The following is a 14,556-nucleotide window of genomic DNA, read 5'->3' as shown; positions in this document are numbered from 1 at the left end:
ATAACTGCTGAAAATTCACTCAACCACAAGGGCTTAGCTCAGTCGAGCACTTTGTTTATCAAACATAGTCGTTATAATAGCCGCACAATACAGCTTCTTCAGGTAATAGCATGCATCAGAATACCAATGTAGACCCACAGGAAATCGCAAAGTTTGAACGTATGGCCGAAACTTGGTGGGATCTCAACGGCGAATTTAAGCCGCTGCATCTATTAAACCCGCTGCGCTTAAACTATATCGATCAAACCGCTGGCGGTATTTTCGGCAAGAAAGTGCTCGATGTCGGCTGTGGTGGCGGCATTTTGTCTGAAAGCATGGCCCGCATCGGCGCCGAGGTTGATGGCTTAGATATGGGTGATGAGCCCTTAGAAGTCGCCCGCCTACATGCCCTCGAAACGGGCGTGAGCATTAATTATGTAAAAAATACTGCCGAGGCCCACAGCCAAGATCATCAAGCCTATTACGATGTGGTGACCTGCATGGAAATGCTCGAACATGTACCCGATCCACAATCTGTGATTAAAGCATGCTGTGACATGGTCAAACCCGGTGGTCATGTGTTTTTCTCCACCATCAACCGCAACATTAAATCCTACGTGCACACCATTTTAGGTGCGGAATATTTGCTAAAAATGCTGCCAGTTGGCACCCACGAGCATAAAAAATTCATTAAGCCTTCGGAGCTGATTGAGCTAGTAGATAATACCGATCTTATCTGTACCGATGCCTTAGGGGTAAGCTACAACCCATTGACGGGCATTTTTAAGTACACGCCTAAGGTTGATGTGAATTACATGATAGCGACGCGTAAGGTTGATTAATATGAGTCTGGCACAGATCAAAGGCGTACTGTTCGATCTCGATGGCACCTTAGCCGATACCGCGCCGGATCTGGTGCAAGCCCTCAATTTAAGTCTTCAAGACGTCGGCATCGCCGCGCAGCCGTTAGCGGCCATGCGCTACGCCGCATCCCACGGCAGTTTTGCCTTAGTCGATGCCGCGATCCCTGATGCGGCAGAAGATCTTCGGTCTCAAGTTCAGCAAGGGCTACTCGCCCACTATCAGCGTATAAATGGCGATCACTGTGCGCTATTCACAGGCATAGCGGCATTACTCGACTGGCTCGAGTTAACTCAGCTGCCGTTTGGGGTAATCACCAACAAGCCTGCGCGCTTTACCCGTCCCTTATTGCGAAAACTGAATTTACACTTGCGTATGCCCGTTATCATTAGTGGCGATTCTACAAAACACCCAAAACCCCACACTGCACCTATGCTGTTAGGCGCACAACAGCTGAACTGTGCTCCAGAACACATTTTGTATCTTGGGGATGCCGAGCGAGATTTGCTCGCGGCCAAGGCTGCTGGCATGTTAGGCGGCGTGGCCCTATGGGGTTATCTGGGCGTGAACGACAAGCCGTTGCAATGGCCAGCGCACGCGCATTTTGCGAGCCCAACTGAGCTACATCAAGCACTAATCGAAGCATTGGCTTAACAACATCAACCAAAAACAGCGCCTACAATGCTCAAGACTAAGGCATCCAATACGTAACTTCACTGACGGACATCAGTGTGTCAGCATACTATTTATGACCCACGGAAAAAGTCAGGCGGATAAAAGATCGGCACTCGTGAGCGATCGCGATCTAAAGAAAAGATCGCCTAAAAATCCCCCATGAGTGTGACACGCTAACCTGAAATTGAGCTTCAAGGTTAGTCGTTACTAACGCAAAATTTTATCCTCACGTTATCCACAAGATGTCCCCTGAATTCAGACTTGCAAATAGGGGCAAACCTCACTATCTTGTATCCCATATAATTTAAAACACCATATCTTGTGTATAGGTAACAATCAGACACACTAGAAGCTCGCCGCTTAATTGACTCGTTTTTAACCAGTCAGCTGTATTTAAGGGACGATTATTGATTGTTTTACAAGGATACGTACGGTGATTTTGCTCACCTAAATACATATAAGAACCAAGGCCTATCTCCAAATGAATAGCACTATGACAGTCACAAAACGCTGTGGCGATCGTGAGAATATCGATCTCGAAAAAATACACCGCGTAATTACTTGGGCAGCCAAGGGATTAAAAAACGTTTCTGTTTCTGAAGTTGAACTTCGCTCGCACCTACAGTTTTTCGATGGCATCCCAACCGAAGCTATCCATGAAACCATTATCAAGGCTGCGGCGGATTTAATTTCTCCAGAATCACCGGACTATCAGTTCCTCGCTGCCCGTTTAGCGGTGTTTCATTTGCGTAAGAAGGCCTTCGGTCAGTTTGAGCCGCCCGCATTGTATGCTCACGTGACTAAATTGGTTGAGCTGGGTAAATACGACCAACACATTTTAAGAGATTACACCCGCGAAGAGCTGGATGTGATGGATACCTATATCGACCATTGGCGCGATATGGATTTTTCCTACGCTGCGGTAAAACAGCTTGAAGGCAAATATTTAGTTCAAAACCGTGTGACCCACGAAATCTATGAGAGCGCGCAGTTCCTTTACATTTTGGTTGCGGCTTGCTTGTTTGCCCGTTATCCAAAAGAGACGCGCCTGAAATACGTTAAAGATTTCTATGACGCGGTATCAACTTTTAAACTGTCGCTGCCAACGCCAATTATGGCCGGTGTGCGCACCCCAACGCGTCAGTTTAGCTCTTGCGTACTGATCGAATGTGGTGACAGCTTAGATTCTATCAACGCGACCGCTTCGTCTATCGTGAAATACGTCAGCCAACGTGCGGGTATCGGTATTAACGCCGGTCGTATTCGCGCCTTAGGTAGCCCAATCCGTGGTGGTGAAGCCTTCCACACAGGTTGTTTACCTTTCTATAAGTATTTCCAAACCGCAGTGAAGTCGTGCTCTCAAGGCGGCGTGCGTGGCGGTGCTGCGACCCTGTTCTACCCTATTTGGCACTTAGAAGTCGAATCTCTGCTGGTATTGAAAAATAACCGCGGCGTCGAAGACAACCGTATCCGTCATCTAGACTACGGTGTGCAGTTGAACAAAGTGATGTATCAACGTCTGATCAAAGGCGAGAACATCAGTTTATTTAGCCCATCTGACGTACCTGGCTTGTACGATGCTTTCTTTGAAGATCAAAACGAGTTTGAGCGTTTATATCTGCAATATGAGCAAGACAGCAGCATTCGTAAGAAAACGATAAAAGCCGTTGAGCTGTTTTCACTGATGATGCAAGAGCGTGCTTCAACAGGCCGTATCTACATTCAGAACGTGGATCACTGCAACACTCACAGCCCGTTCGATTCAAAAGTCGCGCCGATCAGACAGTCTAACCTGTGTCTTGAAATCGCCCTGCCGACTAAACCATTGAACAACATCGATGATCCTGAAGGTGAAATCGCGCTTTGTACGCTGTCAGCACTTAACTTAGGTTCTATCAAAGAGTTATCTGATATTGAGCCATTAGCCGACCTCGCCGTACGCGCACTGGATAATCTATTGGATTATCAAGATTACCCTATCAAGGCCGCGCAAATCGCCTCGATGAATCGCCGTACTTTAGGTATAGGCGTGATCAACTTCGCTAACTATTTAGCGAAAAATGGCATGAAGTATTCTGATGGTAGCGCGAACGCTTTAACCCACAGAACCTTCGAAGCGATTCAGTACTATTTACTGAAAGCCTCAATGAACTTAGCCAAAGAGCAAGGTGCGTGTCCGTTATTCCACGAGACCACTTACTCTCAAGGTATTTTGCCAATCGATACCTACAAACGTGACCTAGATAAAATTTGTGCTGAACCATTGCACTTAGACTGGGAATCACTGCGTAGCGATATCAAGCAATATGGCCTGCGTAACTCAACGCTGTCGGCATTAATGCCATCAGAAACCTCGTCGCAAATTTCCAATGCGACCAATGGTATCGAGCCACCACGTGGTCTTATCAGCGTGAAATCGAGCAAAGACGGTCAGCTAAAACAAGTGGTACCTGATTTCGATACACTGAAAGATAGCTATGAATTGCTGTGGAAAATGCCAAGCAACGACGGTTACTTACAGCTAGTGGGTATTATGCAGAAATTCGTTGACCAAGCGATTTCGGCTAACACTAACTACGATCCTTCACGTTTTGAAGGCCGTAAAGTACCCATGCAAACCCTGCTGAAAGATTTGCTCAATGCTTACAAGTTAGGTGTTAAAACGCTTTACTACCATAACACTCGCGATGGTGCGTCGGATTCACACGATGACATCACCAATTTAGAGAAAGAAGATGACGGTTGCGCCGGCGGCGCATGTAAAATCTAGTCTTTAACTTTAACGTTAACGGTTTTATAGGGATCCCTATTTAGTGGATCCCTATCCATTGGAAAAATAGCACCATGGCCTACTCTACCTTCTGTCAAACACCTAACGATGCCACCCGTGAACCTATGTTTTTAGGTCAATCGGTCAACGTGGCTCGTTACGATCAACAAAAATATGAAGTGTTCGAAAAACTGATAGAAAAGCAGTTATCTTTCTTTTGGCGCCCGGAAGAAGTAGACGTCAGTCGCGATAAGATTGACTACGGTGCATTGCCTGATCATGAAAAACACATCTTTATTTCGAATCTGAAATACCAAACCCTACTCGACTCGATTCAAGGCCGCTCGCCCAATGTGGCCTTTTTGCCGCTGGTGTCACTGCCTGAATTAGAAACCTGGATTGAGACTTGGTCTTTCTCTGAGACGATTCACTCGCGCTCATACACCCACATCATTCGCAATATCGTTAACGATCCTTCAGTGATCTTCGACGATATCGTCGTGAACAAAGAAATCTTAAGCCGTGCGACCGATATCGCCGCTTATTACGATCATTTGATCCAACTGACTCAGATATTCCATTTACTCGGTGCAGGAACCCATGTCATCGATGGCAAAGAAGTCATAGTCAACACCCGCACCCTGAAAAAAGCCTTGTACCTGTGCATGATGTCAGTCAACGCCCTAGAAGCCATTCGTTTCTATGTTAGCTTTGCCTGCTCATTTGCCTTTGCTGAACGTAAGCTCATGGAAGGTAACGCGAAAATTATTCGCTTAATCGCCCGTGATGAAGCCTTACACTTAAACAGCACTCAGCATATTTTAAGCATCATGCAAGGCGGTAAAGACGATCCAGAAATGGGTGAAATTGCTGCAGAATGCCAACAGGAAGCTTTCGATTTATTCTTCAAAGCCGCAGAGCAAGAAAAAGAATGGGCCAAATACCTGTTCAAAGACGGCTCTATGATAGGTTTGAATGAACAGATCCTGTGCCAATACGTTGAGTTTATTACTAATCAACGCATGAAGTCGGTGAATCTACCGCAACCATACCCAGAAATAACCAATCCATTACCTTGGATGAAAAACTGGTTAGAAAGCGATGCAGTGCAAGTTGCACCACAGGAAGTTGAAGTCTCTTCATACCTTGTTGGCCAAATTGACTCCGCGGTTGATGGTGATGAGTTCCTCGACTTCGATCTATAAGACACTTAAAAGTGACGTTACAAAATGGCATTAAAACAGTGACATCAAAAAAACGGCCACAAAACCTGTTTGCGAAGGCGCCGATCGTGCGCCTTCAAGGTCAACCTGTGTTGCTCTTTACCGAGCAACAAGGCACTTTGCTGCAAGCGCTCGAAGCTAAAAAAGTTAAAATCTTCTCAGAATGTCGCAACGGTTTCTGCGGCGCCTGCAAAACACGCGTCATCAGCGGAAAAGTCAGCTACTTAAACGAACCCTTAGCCGAACTCAAACATGATGAATGTTTGCCCTGTTGCTGTGTACCAACCGAAGATTTAGAGCTGGATCTATCACCTGAAGGTGCAACTGTGGTCACCTATACGTGTCAATCTCATCAGAATAAAGCCAGTTTGGCTAAGTCAAAGCAAACACAAAATGTAGCAAGTGACACACGCACGCAGAAACAGGCAGTGCTTGAAGACTCATAGTGGCAAGACTCGATTGTTCAATAAGCTGCTTTAAACAAGATGTGTCGTTAAAACCCAAAATCGCTTTAAGACAAACAGCCCCTTTCAATACAGCCTAAATCAATCCGTGCCATTAGATACCAAACGTTTTAAACCCCACTATTTTCCCTTCTCTCTATTTTCAATGCATTCACACTAAAAAACCTAAAACAAACTAAAACAAACTAAAACAAAAAAGCCTGAACACAGGTTCAGGCTTTCAGGATCTAAAATTGAATACTTAAGGTTTAAAACGTAAGGCTTATCGACTTTCTATAAACGCATTGCCAGTTCAGCGCCTTGGCGGATTGCACGCTTAGCATCAAGCTCTGCCGCGACATCTACGCCACCAATCAGATGCACAGGCAGGCCCGTCGCTTTCATCTCATCCACTAACGTGCGATTCGATTCTTGCCCAGCACACAAAACGACATTATCAACGGCCAGCACTTCAGCGGTTTCACCCACGCGAATATGCAGTCCTGCATCATCAAACTTGTCGTAACTCACGCCCGTTTTCATCTTCACATCATGTTGCTTAAGCACAAGACGGTGGATCCAGCCTGTTGTTTTGCCTAAGCCTTTGCCCATCTTCGACGTTTTACGTTGCAGTAAAAACACCTTACGATGATCAGTATTGTCGGAATGAGGTTCAGTTAGGCCGCCCGCATGCTGGTAAGTTTTATCTATGCCCCACTGTTGCAGCCATTTATCGGGGTTCAAGGTGCTCGACTGGCGCTCACACAAAAAGTGCGCCATATCGAATCCTATACCGCCGGCGCCAATCAAGGCCACCGTATTACCGACAGTCACTTCACCCGAAAGCACTTTTTGATAATCGACCACCCGTGGGTCATCAAAGCCGGGTAAGACTAAATCACGCGGCACAACGCCTGAGGCGATTACCACTTCATCAAACGTTTCCGTCGCCAGCACACTGGCATCGAGACGAGTGTTTAATCTCAGCTCCACCTTATGCAACTTAATTTGGTTTATGAAGTAACGAATAGTCTCGTTAAACTCTTCTTTCCCAGGGATTTTACGGGCGAGATTAAACTGACCACCCACCTCAGATTTCGCTTCAAACAAGACAACGTGATGGCCTCGCATAGCGGCATAAACAGAAAACGCCATGCCCGCAGGGCCTGCCCCCATCACCGCAATACGCTTTTTATTGGCTGTGGGTAAGAAGTTGATTTCAGTCTCATAACAGGCGCGAGGATTCACTAAGCAAGTTGCGCGCTTGAGGGAAAAAGTATGATCAAGACAAGCTTGGTTACAGCCAATGCAGGTGTTGATAAGCTCCGGCGTGTTCGCCGCAGTCTTATTCACAAACTCAGGATCAGCAAGGAAAGGCCGCGCCATCGACACCATGTCAGCTTGACCAGAGGCGATAATCTGCTCACCAATCTCAGGGGTATTAATGCGGTTAGTCGCAATTAAGGGAACGGAAACAGATTGTTTGAGCTTTTCTGTCACCCACGCAAAGGCGCCACGGGGCACGCTTGTCGCAATGGTCGGTACTCGCGCTTCATGCCAGCCAATGCCCGTATTTAGAATGGACACACCAGCTTGCTCTAACCACTGGGCCAGTTGCACTACTTCATCCCAAGTCGAACCGTTATCCACCAGATCGAGCATGGATAAACGGAAGATAATGATGAAATCTTTACCAACTTTTGCCCGTATCGCGTTAACAATCTCAATCGGGAATTGCGCCCGTTTTTCAAACGCACCACCCCATTCATCGGTGCGAGTGTTGGTGCGCGCACTGACAAACTGATTGATCAAATATCCTTCAGAGCCCATCACCTCAACACCATCGTAACCCGCTTTCTTGGCAAGGGCGGCGGAGCTGGCGTAATCCTTAATGGTCGAGCGCACTTGGCGACTAGACATAGCAGACGGCGTAAAAGGTGTAATGGGTGATTTAATCTTGCTCGGTGCTTGGGAAAAAGGATGATAGCCATAACGTCCCGCATGCAAAATTTGCATACAGATCTTACCGCCAGCCTCATGCACCGCCTGCGTTACCACGCGATGCTTACCCACTTGCCAAGGAAAACTCAGCTGACAGGCATGGGGCGTAAGGCGACCACGAAGATTGGGGGAAATACCACCTGTCACAATCAAACCTACACCGCCCAGAGCGCGTTCTTTGTAGAACGCTGCCAGTTTCTCAAATCCGCCCTTTTCTTCTTCCAAACCTGTGTGCATTGAGCCCATAAGCACACGGTTTTTGAGCTGGGTAAATCCCAGATCTAAGGGTTCTAATAAATGGGGAAACGACATTCAAACATCCTTTTAAAACAAGTGATTTAAATCAGCATACCTTGTGTCAAATCTAAGCTCAACCGTTGGATCGAGGCCATCAGTCAAAATCCTTTACAATTGTGTTTAGCCTGTAGCGCCATTTTCAGTTAGCATTGGCAGATTGGACTTATAAAGGAGTGGCAGATGTCCGCTAACCCATCGTTTTTCAAGAGAATATGTTTGTTTATTTGGCACACCCTGAACGGGACACGTAAACTCATCCTCAATCTAATCTTTTTTGGACTCTTAGCCGCGATCATTATCTCCATTGGCAGTAGCGAAGATATCCAAGTTGAAGATAATTCGGCACTGGTGCTTAATTTAGCCGGCTCTATTGTCGATCAGAAACAACAAGTCGATCCCTTAGAAGCCGCATTCAAACAAGGCCAAAATGCCAACGCCGATGGTGAAATCCTACTCGCCGATGTGCTTTATGTCATTGACAATGCAGCGCAAGATCAACGTATTAGCGTACTAGTGCTCGATCTAGTCGATCTTAAACGTGCAGGGATCAGCAAACTACAATCTATCGGAAATGCACTCAATCGCTTTAAAGAGAGCGGTAAAAAAGTCATCGCCATCGGCAACTACTACGAGCAAAATCAATATTTCCTCGCCAGTTTTGCCGACACCATTTACCTCAATCCCCAAGGCGGTGTCTCTCTTGATGGCCTGAGTATGTACAACCAATATTTCAAATCGGCCTTAGAAAAACTCAAAGTCAAAGCGCATATTTTCCGCGTGGGGACCTTTAAATCTGCGGTTGAACCCTACATACGTGACAATATGTCAGATGCTGCGCGGGAAGCCAGTAGTGCACTGTTAGCCGATGTATGGCAAAGCTACACACAAACGGTTGCAGGCAATCGCAATATCGAACCGAATTCTCTGGTGCCCGACGCAACCACTTATTTGGCAGAGCTTGATAAAGCCAATGGCGATTCAGCCACAATGGCAATCAACATGAAATGGGTTGATAACCTAGCGACCACAGAAGATTTTCGTAAAACCATGCTAGAAACCGTAGGAAAAGCCAGCAGTGGTGACAGTTTCAAACAAGTCAGTTTTTATGATTACTTAGCCTTAGTGACGCCATTACCCAGCTTTGTAGAGCAAGACAGTGTTGGTATTATTGTGGCAAGTGGCACAATTTTGAACGGCACTCAACCTGCGGGCCAAATTGGCGGCGAAAGCACCGCCGAGCTGCTACGTAAGGCACGTTTTGATAAGCACATTAAAGCCTTAGTATTACGTGTTGATAGCCCTGGCGGTAGCGCCTTTGCCTCTGAGCAAATTCGTCAAGAATTACTGGCACTTAAAGCAGCAGGTAAACCCGTGGTTGTGAGCATGGGCAGTTTAGCCGCATCCGGTGGTTACTGGATTTCAGCCAGTGCCGACTATATCTTCGCAACGCCAACAACACTCACAGGTTCGATTGGGATCTTTGGTATGATCACTACCTTTGAAGATTCATTGGCCAGTATAGGCGTGCATACCGATGGCGTATCGACCTCAGAATGGGCAGGATTATCTGTTACGCGCACACTTTCCCCCCAGATTGAAGCGATTATCCAACGTCATATTGAACGCGGCTATTCAGACTTTATCTCCCTGGTCGCTAAAGAACGTAAGATGACCATAGAACAAGTCGATAAGATTGCTCAGGGCCGTGTGTGGAGCGGTAAAAAGGCTCTTGAGCTTGGCTTAGTCGATGAACTGGGTGATGTAGATGAAGCCATAGCTAAAGCCGCTAAACTCGCGGATATGACGCTATTTGACACCCGCGTCATCGAACAAGAGCTGACACCCGAACAAAAATTCATGCAGCAGATGTTTGCCTCAGTATCGAGCTACCTGCCCGCCTCACTAAGTCAGTCATCGATGTTAGAGCAAATGCTACAACAGTGGACTAGCAGTTTGAAAACGTTAACCTCTTTTGATGATCCAAATAACGTCTACATCTACTGTGATACTTGCAATATGATGAACTAAATCTGCCAGCGTCTAGGTTGCAGCTCGCAACTTCAAGATGATCACAAAGACAAAGCCCGGATCTCCGGGCTTTTTTATTGGGTTTGTGTCAGTAAAATCGTATAATTCGGCCACTTGAAGCTAAGAAAACGACAAGAATGACTAAACGCTCCATTTATGTTGCCTATACTGGCGGCACCATCGGTATGCAAAAGACCGATAACGGCTTTGTTCCCGTCGCGGGATTCCTGACTCAGTGCGTGCAATCTATGCCTGAGTTTTACCATGAAGAAATGCCGACATTCGTCATCCACGAATACTGCCCGCTTATCGACTCTTCCAATATGGCACCAACCGATTGGCAGATGATCGCCGACGATATACAAGCTAATTACGATAAGTACGATGGCTTTGTGATCCTTCACGGCACAGATACCATGGCGTACACGGCTTCAGCACTATCGTTTATGCTGCAAGGCTTATCAAAACCTGTGATAGTGACGGGCTCGCAAATTCCCCTCGCACAGTTGCGCTCAGACGGCCAAACTAATTTATTGAACTCACTCTATATTGCGGCGAATTATCCAGTCGCTGAAGTGTGTTTATTCTTCAATAACAAACTCTTTAGAGGTAATCGCTCGACTAAGGCCCACGCCGACGGCTTCGATGCTTTCGCCTCACCCAACTTCCCGCTACTGCTTGAGGCTGGGATCAAAATCAATCTGCGCGCAGGCAAGATCACCGTCGCCAACGATACCCCATTGGAAGTGGCGCATATCAGTCCGCAGCCTGTGGGTGTGGTGACCTTGTATCCAGGGATCTCAACACAGATTTTTGAGAACATTCTGCAGCAGCCAGTTAAAGCCCTCATACTACTGACATTTGGTGTGGGTAACGCGCCGCAGGATGCCGCCTTACTCAAAACCTTAAGGCAAGCAGATGAACGTGGCATAGTGCTGGTGAATCTAACCCAATGTTTCCAAGGTAAGGTGAATATGGGCGGCTACGCCACAGGCAATGCATTAGCCAAAGCAGGCGTGATCAGTGGCGCCGATATGACTATAGAAGCAGCCTTAGCAAAACTGCATTATTTGCTATCTAAAAATTTGCAACCAGCTGAGATAAAAGCGGCCATGTTACAAAATCTAGTCGGTGAACTGAGCATAGATTAAAGATAGTGTCTTTTAATCTGTTTGTTGCCCTCAAACGCTAGCAACAAAAAAAGCCCATATTTGATGGGCTTTTTTGATTTAAACTCAGACTAGATTTCAGCTCAGACTAAACAGCACTAAATGAATATTTATTTTAAGACTTTTGCGGACCAAGATTTGCATTGAAGTTATTTGATATCAAATCAATGTTAGTCTTGATATCACTAACAAAAGATAAAATGCCAATCCCCTTGCCAACCTCAGACTTACGCCTATACCTATAATAAAACACCCCTTACATGCCAATCAGTGCGGCCAGTCAGAAATTATAAATCCTGCGCTTTAAAGCCGGCAATTGGCTCACCACGGAATTGCTTTTTCAGCTCGGCCTTAGACAGCTCATTAATTTTACCGTCAGATGCAATAGTGAAATGCTCTGTTTGCTCAAGCTTACGTGCTTGATACAACATCACCACCTGCAGAGTCGATTCACGCTGAGTCTCACTCAACACAGTACCATCCTCCCACTTACCCAGCTCTGCAGCACTGCGAAGCCTTTCATAGACTTCAACGGGCATTTGGTCGATCACTTGATTGATATCCGTCATACACTTTTCCGCTTATGTAACACGATTCTGACTCGTGTTACGAGATAACCTACAAAACCAAACACAAAGCATATTCCGGCGATATTCGCACGCATACCTTCAGCGGGTTCCCCACCCCAAAACCAAATCACCACACCAGCAATGAACAAGGTCATAGCAACGAAACTCTGATTCATTAAGCTGCTGGACTTTTGAATATGGCTAATGCGCGATAAGGACTCATTGTCGCCATCGGTTTTTGCTTGGCAATGGGGGCATGAAGGCGCTTTGCTCGACATACGTTTACGACACACCGGACATTCAATTAATGCCATATCAGCCTCGCCCTAACGTAACTTATCAACAACGGCGAGCATGGCAATCAGCGATGCTTCACCTAAATAAATACTGCGTTCTGGTGACCAACCCACAAAAGGATCGGCCAGATTGTTATTGTCTTTAAATGGCATCTCAAGGGTATTTGATAAACACTTGAAGGTCTGGGCAACCCAATTAGACGCTACGGTCAAATTCGCTTGGCCGGGCTCATCTTTATCATACCCATACTGAGTTTGAAAATCGGCACTGGCTAAGGTCAATGCTTGACTAAAGTCCGCTTGCAGCTGCGCCAGTTTATCATTGTAAGCGGGGACGCCTTCACAACCCGCTAGAAACACATAAGGTAAGCCTTCATCACCATGCACATCATAAAACAGGTCAACACCCGTTTGCTGCATCTTGTTGACGACGTGATATACCTCAGGGCTTTTTTCTAAACTCGGTGTTTGCCACTCGCGGTTAAGATTAATCCCAATCGCGTTAGTACGCAGGTGGCCTCTGACACTGCCATCGGGATTCATGTTGGGGACTATATAGAAATTAGCCTTATCAAGCAGCGCCTTTGCCGTGGGACAGTCATTATCGAGTAAACGATTCACTAGGCCTTCAACTAACCATTCAGCCATCGTTTCACCCGGATGTTGTCTGGCGGTGATCCAAATATTGCGTTTAGAAGGATCGCCATTCCCTACTTTCATCAGAGTAATATCGCGGCCATCTAAGGTCAGGCCTAAATGCTCTAAATTGACATCTGGGTGTAACTGGGCGCCGCTGAGTAAATCTAAATGACGCTCATAGCTGTAGGGTGCAAAGTAAGCGATTTGAATGGCATCGCAATCTAACTCTATGCTAATGCTCAGTTTACCGTCTTGATATTGAGTCGGAATACGGAACCAATGCTGGCGATCATAACTGGCTACCGCCTGATAATCTTCCCATCCTTTGGTATAAGAAGCGGTTCCCGCATTGATGATATTCAAGGTGTAATGGTTACCCACTTCACCTTCAAATCGAAAATTGAACCATTGATAAAACTCACCACCCGCATCAGGGCGGATAGCAAGTTGAATATCGTCTTTATTATCAAGATTGACGACTTGGATATTTCCGCCATCAAAGTTGGCACTGATCCGCATAATGATTCCTAATAGGTTGTTAAAACTAAGGGCAATTTAATGGCGTGCGACAGATAGCACACGGCACATTTTATTATATGGCCGATAGAATAAACCAAAACATCCCAAGGGGAAAACGAAAGCCATTAAATTCAGTCAAGACACTTGCAATCGGCCTTTAATTGACCAGTTAACACGCCTAAAATCCACAAAAAATGAGCTTTTCACTATAAGTTAATGAAGATATTAGACCATAAAACTATAACCTTGGCCTCGTACTGTATTTATCAAATTACGCGGCAAGCTGATATTGGCTAGCTTACGGCGAGTGTTACTAATGTGCATGTCCAGATTACGGTCAAATCGGCCCAAATCTTTCTGTAGCACTGAGCGCTGCAACTCTTGCTTAGTGATGACTTGGCCTTTTCTTTCAAAAAGATATTTAAATAATTTAAACTCGGTTTGGGTCAAATCGACATAGCGGGTGCCAATAGTGATCCTATAACTCATTTCATCGAAGTTAATCACTTTAGCCGCCACAGTCGCCATTTGCGGCGAGTGAGAGTGACCGGCACAGAGACGCCGCTCTAAGGCTCGTAAGCGGACAAAAATCTCTTTTATACTAAACGGCTTACTCAGAAAATCATCTGCCCCCAATTCATAACCAGTGATGCGATCATCTTCATTATCACGTGCTGAGATCATCAGTACCGGCGTTGAACATTCACGCGCTTTTAGCAACTCAAATCCATTCATCTGTGGCATCACTAAATCAAGCACTATGATGTCTGGAGCAAAACTTTCAATGCATGCCAGACCCTCGATGCCATTAACCGCACACTTAACCTCATGCCCTTGCGTACATAAGGCATCAGCTAACCAAACGCTAAACAATGGATCATCATCGATCAAGAGTATTTTACTCATCCTTAAAGCCCAAACGAGAATCTATATCATTTATATTACCATGCGAATCGAGACGACTCTAGCGCTATTACATTAGTTAAGAAGTGTGATGTTGAAAACTGTGAACAAAATACGATATTAACAACCAATCAACTGATGATTAGCGATTCAAAAACTCATCTCGTAAACTCCCAATAAAAAA

The 14,556-nt window shown here is 45.8% G+C and carries 12 protein-coding genes; 7 read left to right on the top strand and 5 right to left on the bottom strand.

The features are described from left to right. Positions 1 to 110: 110 nt before the first annotated feature. From ubiG to yfaE, 5 genes are all read left to right on the top strand, one after another. Entirely contained in the window at positions 111 to 821 is a 711-nt protein-coding gene (gene ubiG / locus KO537_RS07180) for a bifunctional 2-polyprenyl-6-hydroxyphenol methylase/3-demethylubiquinol 3-O-methyltransferase UbiG (protein ID WP_028759866.1), read from the top strand. A 1-nt stretch (position 822) separates the two neighbouring features. After that, entirely contained in the window at positions 823 to 1,494 is a 672-nt protein-coding gene (locus KO537_RS07175) for an HAD-IA family hydrolase (RefSeq protein ID WP_173496880.1), read from the top strand. Positions 1,495 to 1,996: 502 nt separating this feature from the next. Next, positions 1,997 to 4,285, top strand: a complete 2,289-nt coding sequence (gene nrdA / locus KO537_RS07170) for a class 1a ribonucleoside-diphosphate reductase subunit alpha (RefSeq protein ID WP_105252559.1) — start codon at positions 1,997 to 1,999, stop codon at positions 4,283 to 4,285. Between the two features lie 74 nt (positions 4,286 to 4,359). Then, on the top strand, positions 4,360 to 5,490 hold the full coding sequence (gene nrdB, locus KO537_RS07165; RefSeq protein WP_028759863.1) for a class Ia ribonucleoside-diphosphate reductase subunit beta: 1,131 nt from the start codon (positions 4,360 to 4,362) through the stop codon (positions 5,488 to 5,490). Positions 5,491 to 5,528: 38 nt separating this feature from the next. Then, positions 5,529 to 5,954 carry a class I ribonucleotide reductase maintenance protein YfaE gene (yfaE, locus tag KO537_RS07160; protein ID WP_131524067.1) on the top strand — a complete coding sequence of 142 codons (426 nt, stop codon included), beginning with the start codon at positions 5,529 to 5,531 and terminating at the stop codon, positions 5,952 to 5,954. A 291-nt stretch (positions 5,955 to 6,245) separates the two neighbouring features. On the opposite strand, the gene KO537_RS07155 is transcribed toward yfaE, so the two are convergent. Next, entirely contained in the window at positions 6,246 to 8,264 is a 2,019-nt protein-coding gene (locus KO537_RS07155; RefSeq protein WP_219234125.1) for an NADPH-dependent 2,4-dienoyl-CoA reductase, read from the bottom strand. Between the two features lie 165 nt (positions 8,265 to 8,429). Here KO537_RS07155 and sppA point away from each other — a divergent pair, with 165 nt between their 5' ends. Together sppA and ansA are read left to right on the top strand one after the other, a co-directional pair. After that, the gene (gene sppA / locus KO537_RS07150) at positions 8,430 to 10,277 is read left to right on the top strand and encodes a signal peptide peptidase SppA (RefSeq protein WP_219234124.1); all 1,848 of its coding nucleotides are present in this window, start codon (positions 8,430 to 8,432) and stop codon (positions 10,275 to 10,277) included. A 137-nt stretch (positions 10,278 to 10,414) separates the two neighbouring features. Continuing rightward, the gene (gene ansA, locus KO537_RS07145; protein WP_006086774.1) at positions 10,415 to 11,428 is read left to right on the top strand and encodes an asparaginase; all 1,014 of its coding nucleotides are present in this window, start codon (positions 10,415 to 10,417) and stop codon (positions 11,426 to 11,428) included. A gap of 305 nt (positions 11,429 to 11,733) precedes the next feature. Here the strand turns inward: ansA and KO537_RS07140 are convergent, their stop codons facing one another. From KO537_RS07140 to KO537_RS07125, 4 genes are all read right to left on the bottom strand, one after another. After that, positions 11,734 to 12,015: a DUF1315 family protein gene (locus tag KO537_RS07140; RefSeq protein ID WP_113940384.1), complete on the bottom strand. Its 282-nt coding sequence runs from the start codon at positions 12,013 to 12,015 to the stop codon at positions 11,734 to 11,736. Then, positions 12,012 to 12,329, bottom strand: a complete 318-nt coding sequence (locus KO537_RS07135) for a zinc ribbon domain-containing protein (RefSeq protein ID WP_219234123.1) — start codon at positions 12,327 to 12,329, stop codon at positions 12,012 to 12,014. The genes KO537_RS07140 and KO537_RS07135 overlap by 4 nt, the downstream gene beginning before the upstream one ends. A gap of 12 nt (positions 12,330 to 12,341) precedes the next feature. Beyond that, positions 12,342 to 13,469 carry a M14-type cytosolic carboxypeptidase gene (locus tag KO537_RS07130; protein ID WP_105252564.1) on the bottom strand — a complete coding sequence of 376 codons (1,128 nt, stop codon included), beginning with the start codon at positions 13,467 to 13,469 and terminating at the stop codon, positions 12,342 to 12,344. Positions 13,470 to 13,694: 225 nt separating this feature from the next. Further along, positions 13,695 to 14,375: a response regulator transcription factor gene (locus tag KO537_RS07125; protein ID WP_219234122.1), complete on the bottom strand. Its 681-nt coding sequence runs from the start codon at positions 14,373 to 14,375 to the stop codon at positions 13,695 to 13,697. Between the last annotated feature and the right edge of the window lie 181 nt (positions 14,376 to 14,556).

The organism is Shewanella sp. NKUCC01_JLK, from assembly GCF_019345615.1.
GTDB lineage: Bacteria > Pseudomonadota > Gammaproteobacteria > Enterobacterales > Shewanellaceae > Shewanella > Shewanella oncorhynchi.
Note: the sequence above shows the minus strand (reverse complement) of the source record. Positions and strands in the feature narration are given on the sequence as shown.